The sequence below is a fragment of the Parabacteroides goldsteinii DSM 19448 = WAL 12034 genome (assembly GCF_000969835.1).
In the GTDB taxonomy this organism is placed as follows: Bacteria; Bacteroidota; Bacteroidia; order Bacteroidales; family Tannerellaceae; genus Parabacteroides; species Parabacteroides goldsteinii.
On record NZ_KQ033913.1, the window covers coordinates 1,317,716 to 1,331,896 of the forward strand.

Annotated in this window: 10 protein-coding genes, 1 tRNA gene and 1 riboswitch; of the genes, 6 read left to right on the top strand and 5 right to left on the bottom strand. The window is 42.4% G+C overall.

Going from position 1 to position 14,181, the window contains the following annotated elements; translation table 11 throughout:
* Positions 1–17: 17 nt before the first annotated feature.
* Positions 18–94: transfer RNA gene (locus HMPREF1535_RS18380), tRNA-Arg, on the bottom strand.
* A gap of 76 nt (positions 95–170) precedes the next feature.
* Positions 171–2,483: a patatin-like phospholipase family protein gene (locus tag HMPREF1535_RS18385; RefSeq protein WP_007656726.1), complete on the bottom strand. Its 2,313-nt coding sequence runs from the start codon at positions 2,481–2,483 to the stop codon at positions 171–173.
* Between the two features lie 199 nt (positions 2,484–2,682).
* On the opposite strand from HMPREF1535_RS18385, the gene HMPREF1535_RS18390 reads away from it, so the two are divergent.
* Together HMPREF1535_RS18390 and HMPREF1535_RS18395 are read left to right on the top strand one after the other, a co-directional pair.
* Entirely contained in the window at positions 2,683–4,341 is a 1,659-nt protein-coding gene (locus HMPREF1535_RS18390) for a PAS domain-containing sensor histidine kinase (protein ID WP_046147092.1), read from the top strand.
* 82 nt (positions 4,342–4,423) lie between these two features.
* Positions 4,424–5,659: a BamA/TamA family outer membrane protein gene (locus HMPREF1535_RS18395; RefSeq protein ID WP_046147093.1), complete on the top strand. Its 1,236-nt coding sequence runs from the start codon at positions 4,424–4,426 to the stop codon at positions 5,657–5,659.
* Between the two features lie 210 nt (positions 5,660–5,869).
* Here HMPREF1535_RS18395 and HMPREF1535_RS18400 read toward each other — a convergent pair whose 3' ends face one another.
* Positions 5,870–8,422, bottom strand: coding sequence for a DUF5686 family protein (locus HMPREF1535_RS18400; protein WP_007656729.1), 2,553 nt, complete (start codon positions 8,420–8,422; stop codon positions 5,870–5,872).
* Between the two features lie 127 nt (positions 8,423–8,549).
* Positions 8,550–9,098 carry an AAA family ATPase gene (locus HMPREF1535_RS18405; protein ID WP_046147094.1) on the bottom strand — a complete coding sequence of 183 codons (549 nt, stop codon included), beginning with the start codon at positions 9,096–9,098 and terminating at the stop codon, positions 8,550–8,552.
* Between the two features lie 169 nt (positions 9,099–9,267).
* Positions 9,268–9,365, top strand: a riboswitch (TPP riboswitch).
* 20 nt (positions 9,366–9,385) lie between these two features.
* Between HMPREF1535_RS18405 and thiD the strand changes: the two genes are divergently transcribed.
* The 4 genes from thiD to thiC are packed head-to-tail and all read left to right on the top strand — an operon-like array spanning position 9,386 to position 13,238.
* Complete coding sequence (gene thiD, locus HMPREF1535_RS18410) at positions 9,386–10,231, top strand: bifunctional hydroxymethylpyrimidine kinase/phosphomethylpyrimidine kinase (RefSeq protein WP_046147095.1); 846 nt, start codon at positions 9,386–9,388, stop codon at positions 10,229–10,231.
* Between the two features lies 1 nt (position 10,232).
* The gene (locus tag HMPREF1535_RS18415) at positions 10,233–10,829 is read left to right on the top strand and encodes a thiamine phosphate synthase (protein ID WP_046147096.1); all 597 of its coding nucleotides are present in this window, start codon (positions 10,233–10,235) and stop codon (positions 10,827–10,829) included.
* Positions 10,820–11,524, top strand: a complete 705-nt coding sequence (locus tag HMPREF1535_RS18420; RefSeq protein WP_046147097.1) for a thiamine phosphate synthase — start codon at positions 10,820–10,822, stop codon at positions 11,522–11,524. Before HMPREF1535_RS18415 ends, HMPREF1535_RS18420 begins: the two co-directional genes overlap by 10 nt.
* A gap of 10 nt (positions 11,525–11,534) precedes the next feature.
* Positions 11,535–13,238 carry a phosphomethylpyrimidine synthase ThiC gene (gene thiC / locus HMPREF1535_RS18425; RefSeq protein ID WP_046147098.1) on the top strand — a complete coding sequence of 568 codons (1,704 nt, stop codon included), beginning with the start codon at positions 11,535–11,537 and terminating at the stop codon, positions 13,236–13,238.
* A 5-nt stretch (positions 13,239–13,243) separates the two neighbouring features.
* Here the strand turns inward: thiC and HMPREF1535_RS18430 are convergent, their stop codons facing one another.
* Complete coding sequence (locus HMPREF1535_RS18430; protein ID WP_007656737.1) at positions 13,244–14,098, bottom strand: patatin-like phospholipase family protein; 855 nt, start codon at positions 14,096–14,098, stop codon at positions 13,244–13,246.
* Between the last annotated feature and the right edge of the window lie 83 nt (positions 14,099–14,181).

Sequence of the window (14,181 nt, forward strand, 5' to 3'; positions counted from 1 at the left end):
TAAACTGTAATCTCGAATGGTGACCGCGACAGGATTCAAACCTGTAACCGGCTGATCCGTAGTCAGCTACTCTATTCAGTTGAGCTACGCGGCCATTGTTTCGTGATTGCGAGTGCAAAGGTAGTGTTTTCTTTTAAACTTGCAAGACTTTAGTACATCTTTTTTTCAATTTAATCTAACATTTTTGGATTGAAGATCAAGTAACCGATGTTCAGTCCGAAGTTGAAATTCTTTGCCGGATAACTATACCCATTGGCATACAGGCTGATAGAGGCAAAAGGTAACTGTAACACCAGGGCAGCCTCTCCCATGTACTTAAATGAATGAAGAAACTTGCCATAATAAGGAACTGCCATATAAGGATTGTCCGCATTAGTTTCTTTCTTTATTTCATATAAAGGAGCAAAGCCGTACAAGTCCAGACGGAAATGAAGTAATTTGCTAAACTTATAGATTGGTGAAATGCCTGCTGCAAAATACTGATTGGCCCGGAAAGCCTCATTGAAAACAATCTGGCTATGCGGCGTAGGCGTAAAAGCCGGAGCCTGCAATACCGATGCCGTATAGTTATTCATCAGGTTTTTGCTGGATATGACCAATTCTCCCTGGAATCCCAGATTGAAACGGTTACTTAATGTTTCATAGTGCTGCCACTCCCCTTTTAATTGAAGCCAACTGTAAACTTTCTTTCTGATTGACTGACTTTGGGATGTAGGAGACGGATCATAATTCTCAGTACCTGTAACATATTGAGCGATCAGGAACTGTTTCCGCCCGGCTATAGGATATTGTTTAGCATCCAGTGAATTCCGTTCTATACTCAGCGAACCGCTGAACAGATTGTACCAGCTATGATCGAATTTAGAATTAGGGAACAACATATTATTACTCTGAAAATAGTAATCATTCAATTGCCCGTATGCAAAACCGATTTCTGATTTTGCCCTGTTCAGGAACGGGAATCCCAGCTTTAGCTTCATATACAATTCTTTTTGTTTAATGAAGGCCGGTAACACATCTTCGTAAAACAGCGACTGACTTTCCTGATATCTTTTATCGGAATATACCCCCTGCCAGTTAAGATAGGTTGGAATCCTGGTCTGCAAATAGATTCGTCCGTTCAGCATAACTCCACTGAAAGAATTACCTACCTGAAAGTTAGAATTAACATCGGCGGCAAAACGGCCTAAATATTGATAACCCAATCCTAAAAACAATTGGTTTGCCTGATGCGATGAAATATTACCTCCGAAACCGACCGTTATTTCTTCTTTCATCTTTACATCCAGATAGAGGTCAAACTTTTTCTCCCTGCGATTGTAAACAGCATGGGGCATAATTTCCCGTATCTTCGAAGAAGTGAGCATCTTGAAATAAGCCCGCTTAAATTCTTCCATCGAAAATTCATGATTCATATCACGATGCAGTTGTGCCTCGATATACTTACGCTGCGATTCGGAAACGCCGGTTACATATATATTTTGAAAGATCAGCGGCGGCAAACTTTCCTTATAAGCAACCCTGCGCATATTAACTTCCGTAAGCGGAACCCTGCGGGGCACTCTTTGCTTGATCGAGTCAATCATACTCATCGTACGTTTATAACCGATATCCATCAATTCCTTTGCTTTTTGGAAGTCCAGCAATGAAACAGTCGGGAAACTGAATTTAACCATCATGCCATCTTCTTCCGGAACATCATAATCCGTTTTCTGCATAATCATCGTTTCCAATTGATTATAAGCATTATTGGAAGGTTTGTTATTTCCTCCGGCAACAGTCGATCCGAAAATAAAATCAGGATGAAAAGCCTCTTTCATCGGTCCGACAGGGAAATTATCGTAAATACCGCCATCAAACAGAGGAATGCTGTCTTTCCAGATCGGTTGGAAAAAGAAAGGGAAAGTCATGGAAGCACGGACAGCATCTCCCAGATCTCCGTTCTTGAATATGATAGCCTTTTTATTATAGATGTCAGAACCGACACAACGGAACGGGACAAACAGATTGTCAAAATTCCATCCGGCTTTAGCGGTAGCCTGCGAGAACAATGCCATAAACGCCTGATTCATCTGGATCGGATTGATAAGGCTTTGCGGTAAAAAGTTGGCCTTGATTTGCAATGAATCGGTCATATCAATAGAAAAATGGCCGAACTCAGGAGTCGGGTCCGGTCTTTTAAAGTAATATTTATATTCATTTTCTACGGTACCGGTCTGCCAGTAACTAAATTCTTCTGATAACATTAATTCCAGCATCTCATCAGGAGAATATCCCATGGCATATAAACTACCTATAATGGAACCTATAGATGTACCGGTTATATAGTCAATAGGTATATCATTCTCCTCTAAGGCTTTAATGACTCCGATATGCGCAGCACCTTTAGCTCCTCCACCACTTAATACCAGTCCCACCTTTTGCGCATCGGCCGCTTGCAGGACGATCAGCAAAAAGGTTACCAGAACAGCTACTTTCTTCATACTTTACTTTCTCTCAGTTTACAACTTCAAATGTAAAATTATTTTCTCAGACTACAAGGTGTGTGGCAGGCTTATTGTGTTAAGATTTAGTGCTACAATAGCGAAAATATTATGAAATTCAGCAGCATTCAGAGATTAATTAAAATATAAATGATAAATTTGCCGAAAATGAAAGGGTAAGACAAATAAATATCACTCTATGAACATACTTGTATTGATGAATTCTATACTATCAATGCTGCCAACAGGAACAGCAGGATACTTGGTGCTTATTTTGGCCCTCTTTATCCTGGTTGTTTTGCTAGCAATCAAAAACAGGAAACTCGTTTGTGAAAAGAAACGGTATAAAGACCTATTGGACGATATGCAGGAAAACAACAAAGAAAAAGAAGCGTTGTTCAGCCTCGATATCTTAGAGAATCTGCCTTTTCCCCTTTTTGTAAAAAATATCGACGATGATTATAAATATGTATTCTGGAATAAGGAAGCAGAGTTACAATCCGGTACTCCCCGGGAAGAGATAGTTGGACTTTCTGACTTCGACATTTTTGGTCCTGAACGAGGAATGCGATACCGGAAAATAGATGAACAACTAGTCAAAGAAGGGAAAAATTACAGGGCCGAAGAAGATTACGTAACCCCAGATGGTGTTTTGCATAATACGATTGTAAATAAATCCATCATAGCCCATGGTCATAGTCATTTGCTGTTGGTTGCCCGTTGGGATATTACCCAAATGAAAGAGTACGAAAGGGAACTCATCAAAGCAAAAGAGAAATTGGAAGATGCAGCTAAAACCCAGAACATGGTGCTCGAAAGTATTAACTTCGGACTCATCTATATAGATAAAGAATACCGGGTTCAATGGGAATCTACCACAAACTTGCATAAAATAGCCAAAGGCCGGCGTTATACTCCGGGAAAGGTCTGCTATGAAACAGTCAGGGGAAGAACGGAACCTTGTCCCCGTTGCGCTCTCAGTGAAGCTATAACAAAAGGAGAATCGGTCCGCCACGAATTTACCGAAGGAGACACAACGGTAGAGATCAGTGCCATCCCTCTTTTTGACCATACAGATACCAACATTGTTGGCGGACTAATGAAGGTCGAAGATATATCCGATAAAAAAAGGATAGAACATTTGATGTATGAGGTGAAAAGAGCAGATGAAGCCAACCGTTTGAAATCGGCTTTCCTGGCAAATATGAGTCATGAAATCCGGACTCCCCTCAATGCAATCGTCGGCTTTTCCAACTTACTGGCAGAGACGGATGACCCTGTAGAGAAACAAGAGTTTATTCATATCATATCGACAAACAACGAACTCTTGCTTCAATTGATCAACGATATCATCGATATGGCGAAGATCGAATCCGGCTCCCTGGATTTTACCTATTCTCAGATTGATATTAATGAATTAATGGAAGAAATTTGCAGCCAGATGATTTTAAAGAACAAATCCGAAGCTGTCAGCATTTCATTTGACGAGAAATTGCCTCAATGCCTGATTTACACAGACCGTAACCGGCTGATGCAAGTCATGATCAACTTCCTGACAAATGCCCTGAAGTTTACACCTGAAGGGGCTGTCTCTTTTGGGTATACGATCGAAGAATCAGGCAAAGCCATTCGTTTTTATGTAAAAGATACCGGAATAGGTATACCTCAGGATAAGAAAGATAAGATTTTCGACCGCTTTGTCAAACTGAATACATTTGCCCAGGGAACAGGTTTGGGGCTTCCTATCTGCGCCATGATTGCCGAAAAGTTCGGAGGAAGCATCGGAGTGGAATCAGAAGAAGGCAAAGGCTCTCTGTTCTGGTTAAGCATTCCAATGAAAGAATCTGAAGAAACCTAAAGTATTCCAAAGGCTGTGAACAAAAAAGGTGTTGGTATGTTTTCTTTTTCATACTTTTGCAACCTAAAATAAAGAACAGTCAATGTTTAAACATTTAATCGCTTTTACAGGAGTACTCCTGTTTGTCTCTGTTTTGCCGGGAAAGGCACAGAACTTAACGCCGAACGACACTGTCTCAAAAGAGGTTGTTATTGTTGATGGGCAACAGCTTAACGAAAAGCAATTGCAACGTTATTACCGTCAGTTACGTAAAGATTCCATCAGGGCCCATAAAAAGATTTGGTGGTCTGTCCTGGGTGGTCCGTCCTATACTCCGGAAGCATCGCTAGGTGTCGGAGGTGCCGTACTGGCCAGTTTCAGGATGAACAAAAACGACACGATTTCGCAACGTTCTTTCCTTCCGGCAGGAATCAACCTCTCAATAAACGGTACGATCGTGGTGGCAGGAGCCGGAACTTTCTTCTTTAATCAGAATAAGTTCCGTATTTATGCCAGCTACGGATACAGGAACGAACCGGCCCATTATTACGGCAAAGGCTATGAAACCATTGAACATGTAGACAGAAGCGACTCGACAACCCGCTACCATAGAAGTTATTTCCAGATATATCCCCGTTTTGTCTGGGAAATCCGTCCGCATTTTTACCTGGGAGGATTGTTCGATATCAACTTTACAAATGCATCAGATATAAATCCGGTGATGGAGCAAGACTACTATTTCAATCAGTTCAAACGAAAATACCTAAACGTGGGAATCGGAGGCTTGATTCAATACGACACAAGAAACGATGTCGCCACCCCCACAAAAGGCGTTTTGTTAAGCGGGAATATGAAAGCATTCGGAAAATATCTCGGAGGTGCCTATAACTACGAAATACTGGAACTTGAATACCGGCATTTTGTGAATGTATTCCGCCCGAGAAGTACCCTGGCATGGATCGCTAAAAGCCAGATAGGCATGGGAGATGTCCCCTACTCCGAATTACCTTCTTTCGGTTCGCCCTTCGACCTGCGCGGATATTACTGGGGTAAATACCGGGATAAATCCATGGCCTATGGCATATTGGAATACCGCCATATGTTCGGCTCACCGGAAAAATACAAAAGCGGAAACTTCTGGGCTAAATGCGGTTTTGTTGCCTGGATGGGAACCGGAACAATCGGTGACACTCCGTTCGACTGGAATAAATGGAAACTGAATTTCGGTGCCGGATTACGTGTGCAAATGCAACCGGGCAAGAACTTCAGACTCGACATCGGTAAAGAGCCGGGGCTGGATGGAGTTCAGGTTTATATGAACATGACAGAGGCTTTTTAACCGAATCTTCATTTTAGTCTTAGTAGGCTATTTGTCAATCGATTACAGTTTCCTCGTAATTCCCTGCCTGGGAAACTGTAGTTCCCTTACTAGGAAACCAGCGTTTCCTGCTTAGGAAATTCTGAGGGAACTGCATAAAAAAACATCCGCCGTCATTAGTTAGAGTAAATGACGACGGATGTTTTTTATTTCGGTTCGCAAGTGTGTTCGTTAAAACGATAGCTTCATCGAGAAGCGTACACCTTTTGTCTGAATACCCGGATTATCGCGGTAGGTCAAACGCCAGACATAATCGAGACGAAGGAACTTAAAGATATTCTCAATACCTACTCCGGCTTCCATATAAGGCGTATTACCCAATGTATAAGAACCTTCCGGGAACAGATACAAATCTTTGCCACCATAGTAAGGATTATTCTTATCGGTCAGATGACCATACATTCCACGGAATGAAAGAACCTCTCTCCATTTCAGTTTCTTTATCAGGGGAAGACGGTTCAAAAGAAGTCCGTTCATAAAATAAGTAACGTCCCAGGATGCATACTCGTCGCTGATGAACTCCATCGCATTCATATTGGTGTATGATTCAGGCTGGATTGTATAGGATAAGTTCGCGTTCGGCAATATCAATAACGGATAAGGAACTTTGTCCCACACCTTACCTGCTTTACCGATAATATCAAGATATCCGAAGGCCGAGAACCAGAAACGTTTCTGAATACCCAGGTCTGTACGGTTATAGGTATAGTCAGCACCTAACACCCCTTTTCTGGCAGTAATATGGTTCAATGTAATTACCGGAGCATCGAAAGTAATAGGATAACGATAGTTACGGGTCTGATAGAATTTCTCGTTCGGGGCATAACGGAATTTGAATTCCAGCTCCGTCATCGAGTAAGACTTTATAGGAGTAATGCGGCCATCTTCCTCTATCCGGTCGAAAACGGCATAGTCTGTCGAATATTCCTTTTTATTACGTAAAACCGCACCGTAAGCGATACCATTATAATGTTCGCGGTAATAAGTCAGTTCGGCATTTCTCAGATAAGTTGCACGGGTATCTCTCTGACGTTTCCAGGCCAGGAAGATATTATCTTTGTTGGTGTACATATATTGCTGTCCCAACTGGTTGATATCGTAAAGATATTCCAGACGGATAGAATTAACCGGAAATTCTTTACGGTATTCCTTCTTGTCATTGAATGAATACTCTATCAAGGCATCATACTTGATTTTCCGGTCTGTTGTACCATAAGCGGCATATCCTTCCAGGAATAATCTTTTACTGAAAGCAGTAGTAGTAGTTCCTCCGACACGGAAACGGGCTCCTTCGATCGCGTTACCACTGATAAAGGTATTGGCCGGTCCGAATTCGAATTTATTTTTAGCGGGGTCAGTGCTGGTTCCTATGTAACCGGAAGTCAGGATTGTAACAATTTTTTCTGTTACATAGAAAATAGGAACCGAACGTAACTTTTCCATCAATTTTTCAACCGTATTCTGTTTTCGTTTACCGGCTTCTTCCGGACGGTTCAAATCCCAGAAATCTTCTGTCTGCTTATAGGCGTTCTGCAATGTGATAATCGGAGCACTCTCCTTAAATATCTCATCGCTTTCGGGCGGAAGGAAAGAATGGTTGCTGTATATGTTCAACCTTCGGGCATACATTCCCTTCGATTTTTCCGTCAGCTTGAAATCGACATTTATATCATCTTTGGTAATAATACGTGTACCATCTTCCGTCTTTTCGAATGTCTGCTCGATAGTCATTCCGCTGACGAAGTTCAGGTTGATGTTTTTAGGAACATTCAGGATTGCTTTCTTAACGAAATAAGTCGAATCGAGCGTAACGAAAAGATGTCCGGTAAATCCGAAACCTTCAGAAACGAAAGGAACGAATCCCAGGTCTACACATTTCTGTCCGTTCACATCCAGGGTGTCAAGTAAATAATACTTATAAAAGTTCGGCCCCATGCTAGACAACGGGCTTACAAAACGTTGCAGGAAAAGAGGAATATCATTCTTGAAGATATCCACCTCACGGAACACCTCTCCCAGAAACTGCTGCATACCATCCCGTGAAAATATTTCATCTACACCGGCCGCCTTTGCTCCCAGCACGACTCTTTTTTCTACTTTAGGATCTTTCCGATAGAAAATGCCTTCCACCTTTTCTTTCTCCGACACTGGCAAAATGGTCTTTCCGACATCCAGCGTATCGATATAATCGATCAGAAAATCGAATTTCCCGCCCTTACCATTCTCTTTTTTAGGTTTCGGCTGATAATCGTTCATCGCGAAAACCATCTTTTCATATTGGCTGTAACTGAAATAATCATGATTACGGGGATCATTACTTTCGCGAGATTCGATAACCTTCTTGACAAAAGCCACGGCTGGATTTTCTTTCTTGCTGTACTTCTCTTTCTTCGGCTTTACAATGACTTCACCCAAATCAATACTGGAAGGGGCCAAAGGTATTTTAAAATAATTCTTTTTACCTATAGCCACTTTCAGTTCTTTTTCGGTATATCCCAGATATGAAACGGACAGAGTCCGTGCATTGGACGAGGTAGTCAACGTAAACTTACCGTCATCATCAGTCGTTGTCCCGATAGTTGTACCTTTCAGTATAACTGAAACATATGGTAACGTTTCTCCTGTAATAGAGTCCGTTACTATTCCACTTATTATAGTGTTCTGAGCTTTTGATGCAAATGCAACCAAAACAAGTGCCAGAATAAAAACAATCTTTTTCCCCATTATTTTATTAACTCCCTCGTTAAACTCCGCAAAATTATAACAGATTCTTTTTTATGAATGTTCCAAATTGAACCGATTATATTCCAATTGACAACAAATCTCACTTAAAAGACCCAAAATAGATGTTTTAAAATGAATTTATACTATTAATAATAAAATTCCTTCTTTCCGTAACGGGAAGTTTCGGGACTTCAATCAATGTATATCCTGCATCTTTGTAGACATCTTTCATTACATAATATGTATCTATCGCTTCATTAAATGATTGTTTACGTTCTTTATCCGTATGATATATATTTTCCCAGGGAGGAAGTATGAATACCTGCCTGTTATACCTGTATTTATCGACAGCCAATTCTATTTCTTTCCGGTCGGTTAACCCAATCAACCTTGCATATGCCAGTGTATCAGGGATTCCTCTGTCAAAAAATAATATGCCTTCATTTTCTTTATGAGCCAGATATGATTCAACAGAACGTTCCAGCATCATACTGGTATATAAAACGGTATCTTTCCAGGGCAATGCGTCTCCACCCTGTTGCTGTTGTTCTTTGATAATATCCCGTGCTACTTCTTTTACTGTTTGATATCCAACTATTTTAAGTTCTTCAATTAATGATGTTTTACCCGTTCCTGGTCCACCGGTAATAACATACAAGCCTGTTTTTATCAACATGATTTGTCTTTTTATGACTATTATGCCAAAAGGAAATACAACCCGGAAGAAAAGCTGTTATAACCGGAATTGTAGATGCAAATATACTGGATTATTTTTTTAAACCTATCAATTCACTCTTAAATTTAACATTTCACTTTTGTTTTCTCTTATCAATCTTTCTACCTTTGTACACGAAAAGGGGTGCCATACTGTAAACGGGCTGAGATTATACCCTGTGAACCTGATGCGGGTAATGCCGCCGTAGGAAAGACAGACAAGGCTTTTCCCTCCTTTCGTGTGTAAATATGAAAACAGATACATTATATCGTTATCCGACTGCGTTAACCATTGCTGGTTCCGACAGCGGCGGAGGAGCCGGGATACAGGCAGATATTAAAACATTCTCAGCATTGGGAGTTTACGGAGCTTCCGTAATCACCTCCATTACGGCCCAAAACACACAAGGTGTCAGAGGCATACAAGCCATCTCTCCGGAAGTCTTGAAAGGCCAGTTGGATGCGGTCTTTCAAGATATTACCATCGATGCAGTCAAAATAGGAATGCTGCATAATAAAACGGCGGCAGAAATCGTCGTAAATGCAATCGATACTTATTCACCGTCGCGTATTATCCTGGACCCGGTGATGATTTCGACCAGTGGTAATAAATTATTGCAGGATGATGCCATAGACATCATTGTCCGGGAACTGTTCAAACGGACATCGCTGGTCACTCCCAACATCGACGAAGCTGAATTCCTGTCCGGAATGAAGATAACTTCCGAAAAAGAGATGTGCCTGGCGGCAGAGAAGTTGCTGTCTTTAGGTTGCCATGCCGTATTAATGAAGGGAGGACATTTAAAAGGAAAAGAGATGACTGATATATTATATGTATCGGAGGCGTCCCCTCTCCGGCTTTCGGCGGAAACTGTAATTACAACCAACGGCCACGGCACCGGTTGTACGTTGTCTTCTGCTATTGCCGCTTATCAGGCTTTGGGTAAGAGCCTGCCGGATGCCGTCAGACTGGCTAAAGAGTATATAACAAAAGCGATTACTGAAGGCAAAGATGTACGGACAGGACACGGGCATGGTCCCCTGAACCATTTCTTTGCTCCGGTTCCTTTAGTAAAAACAGAGATAAAAGGATAGTATGAAGCTGTTCGTAATCACAACCCCTTTCTTTTTTGAAGGGGAAAGCCGGATAATAATCCATTTGTTCAGGGAGGGAATGCAGCGCTTGCATCTGCGCAAACCCCAGAGTGACATCGACAAGTTTCGTCTCTTACTGGACGCTATCCCTGTCGAATATCATTCACGGATTGTATTGCACGAACATTTTGAACTCACAGCCGGATACCGGTTGGCCGGCATCCATTTGAACAGCCGGAATAATACCCTGCCGGAAGGTTTTGCCGGAAGCATAAGCCGTTCGTGCCATTCCTTGCAGGAAGTGCAGGATAACAAACAGTTGGATTATGTATTTCTGAGCCCCATCTTTCAAAGTATATCCAAAGAAGGATACGGAAACGGCTTTCCGATGGAGAGATTACGGGAGGCGGCTGCTTCGGGCATAATCAACGAAAAGGTAATTGCCCTGGGCGGAATAGAAGAAAAGAACATTCCGCTGATTGCCTCCTTACATTTCGGAGGAGCTGCTATTCTGGGAGCTTTATGGGGTAAAGACCCTTCTGTAACAAACGAGACATCTATAATCAAACGATACAAACAACTGGATATATGGCAATAGAATATCATTTGCGCAAGCACGAAGATAAAGGACAATTTATTCCACAGGGCAGTGGTGAACGCCTGATGTTTATAACCCACGGTACTTCTAAATACACGGAACGGGAAGAAGTCAAAATGGTTCTTGACGGCGGTTGTTCATGGGTACAGCTACGGATGAAAGGAAACATGAATATTTTTACAGCCAGGGAAATCGGGCAACTAATCAATGAGCATACAAACAAATGCATCTATTGTATAAACGATAATGCACGGATTGCTTTGAGATGCGGGGCGAACGCTGTTCACCTGGGGAAAGAAGATATATCAGTATCCGCCGCATGGGAAATGGCAAAAGAGCAGTTATTTCCGGGCGAAACCTTCTATATCGGCGCCACTGCCAATACCTTTGAGGATATCGAGCATGCTGTCGGACAAGGAGCTTCCTATATCGGCCTGGGGCCTTTCCGTTATACGGAAACGAAAAAGAAACTCAGTCCCGTTCTCGGTCTGGAAGGATACAGAAAAATAGTGCAGCAATGTAAGGAGGCTGGCTATAAAATTCCGATATTTGCAATCGGAGGAATCTGCCTGGAAGATGTTGCCCCGTTAATGGAGACCGGAATTACCGGAATAGCCGTATCGGGAGCGATCATCCATGCAGACGACCCCGTAGAAGAGACCCGTCGTTTTATTAATGAGATAAATAAATATTAAACATACTGTAATGGCAAGCAAGAAAAACATGCGTATCACCTATCCCGCATCGGAAAAGATATATATCCCGGGCGAAATCAACAAGATAAAAGTGGGTATGCGTAAAATCAAACTTCTGGATACCGTCACTATCGACGAAAACGGAGAGCAAGTTTTCAAGAAAAACAATCCGGTGATTGTCTATGACACAAGCGGTCCCTTTTCCGACCCTAAAATAAATATCGATATAAATGCCGGTATTCCCCGTGTCCGCGAAGAATGGTGTTCGAAACGTAAGGATATCGAACAACTGAGCGAGTTGTCTTCCGAATATGGCCGTGCCCGTCTGGAAGATAAAAGTCTGGATGAGATACGTTTTCCGAAGCGTCACCTTCCCTACCGGGCCAAAGAAGGTAAGAATATCACCCAGATGTATTATGCCAAACGACGTATCATCACTCCGGAAATGGAATATGTGGCCATACGTGAAAACCAGCAAATCGAAGCATTGGGACTGAAATCTTATATCACTCCCGACTTTGTCCGTAAAGAAATTGCTGCCGGACGTGCCATCATACCGTCCAACATCAACCATCCGGAGGCGGAACCGATGATTATCGGTAAGAAGTTTTTGGTGAAAATAAATACCAATATCGGTAATTCAGCATTGTCTTCCGGTATCAGTGAAGAGATTGAAAAAGCGGTGTGGAGCTGTAAATGGGGTGGCGATACCCTGATGGACCTTTCGACGGGTGACAATATTCACGAGACACGTGAATGGATTATCCGTAACTGTCCGGTTCCGATGGGAACAGTTCCTATTTACCAGGCTTTGGAGAAAGTGAACGGAAATGTGGAAGATTTGAACTGGGAAGTATATCGCGATACATTGATTGAACAGGCTGAACAGGGCGTGGACTATTTCACCATTCATGCCGGACTATTGAAAAAACATATCGATTTGGCAGCGACCCGCTTATCAGGTATTGTTTCGCGTGGTGGTTCCATTATGGCTAAATGGATGCAGCTGCATAATGAAGAAAACTTCCTGTATACCCATTTTGCAGAAATATGCGATATCCTGAGCAGATATGACGTTGCTGTGTCTATCGGCGACGGTCTTCGTCCCGGTTCCATCTATGATGCCAACGATGCAGCGCAGTTTGCCGAACTGCATGCGATGGGCGTATTGACAAAGATTGCCTGGGAAAAATTCGTTCAGGTTATTATCGAAGGTCCGGGTCATGTCCCGATGAACAAGATTCATGAGAACATGAAAGAACAGCAATATGCCTGCCACGGTGCCCCGTTCTATACATTAGGCCCGTTGACAACGGATATCGCCCCGGGATACGACCATATCACATCGGCTATCGGTGCCGCACAAATTGCCTGGTATGGCACAGCTATGATTTGCTATGTAACCCCGAAAGAACACCTGGGATTGCCAAACAAAGAAGATGTACGCAACGGAGTGGTTGCCTATAAGATAGCCGCCCATGCCGCCGACCTGGCAAAAGGACATCCCGGAGCACAGGTCCGTGACAACGCATTAAGTAAGGCACGTTTTGATTTCCGTTGGAAAGACCAGTTCAACCTGTCACTCGACCCGGAACGGGCTTTGCAATATTATAAGGAAAGCGCTGTTACCGACGGGCAATATTGTACGATGTGCGGTCCGAACTTCTGCGCCATGCGTTTAAGCAAAGACCTGCATAAGGAATGTAAAGAATAAAACTGTTATAGGGCGGCTGTCAGGGCCGTCCCTATTAACCTTTCAGCCAAAGCATATCCTTCATTATATAACGCTTCCAGCTTTTCCAGATTATTTTCTGTTCGCGTCACCTCTATTTTGTTTTCAGGACGAATCACGAATGCTTTACCTTCGGCTTCCAGTTGGTCGATATAATCGAGTACTTCATTATAACGTTTATACCTCAGTTTGAGCTGTTCCCGTATGGCCGGATATTTTTTATAGATGAATCCCGGCAGATAAAAGTTTTTATCCTTTTTACGGTATCCTTTATTTCTTGTGAGGATTATCACATTCTTCCGGAAACCGTCATCAATAGCCCTCTGGATAGGAATGGCATCACAAACTCCGCCATCGACCATCGGGACGCCGTCCACATAGGCAACTGGACAAAGAACCGGCAATGTGCAGGAGGCACAACAAATATCTACCAGCCTGTTTTTATCTTTCTTCTCTTCGAAATATTCCGCTTTCCCGGTCAGACAGTTACTGGTAACCATCACGAAACGTTCTTTCGATTTAAAATAAGTATCGTAATCCAGCGGATAGTATTTATCAGGATAAACATAGAATAAATATTCCATATCGATATATCCCTTGCCGCGCAGGAAATGGCGGAGACCGATATAATTATACTTTTTCAATAAATCTATATTGCCGAAACGCGAACGTCCTCTCTGCCGGGACGCATAAGATATGCCGTTACTGGCACCAGCCGATACCCCTATCGTATAAGGGAACCAGATATTGTGGTCCATAAAACAGTCCAATACTCCGACCGTAAACGTGGCACGCATCCCTCCGCCTTCCAATACAAGTCCTGTCTGATTATCTATTATCATAATTATTAAATTTAAAAAGCCATTGCCTGGCTCACACCGGACAATGGCCACAAAAATATAATAAATCAGCGATAAAAAAATAG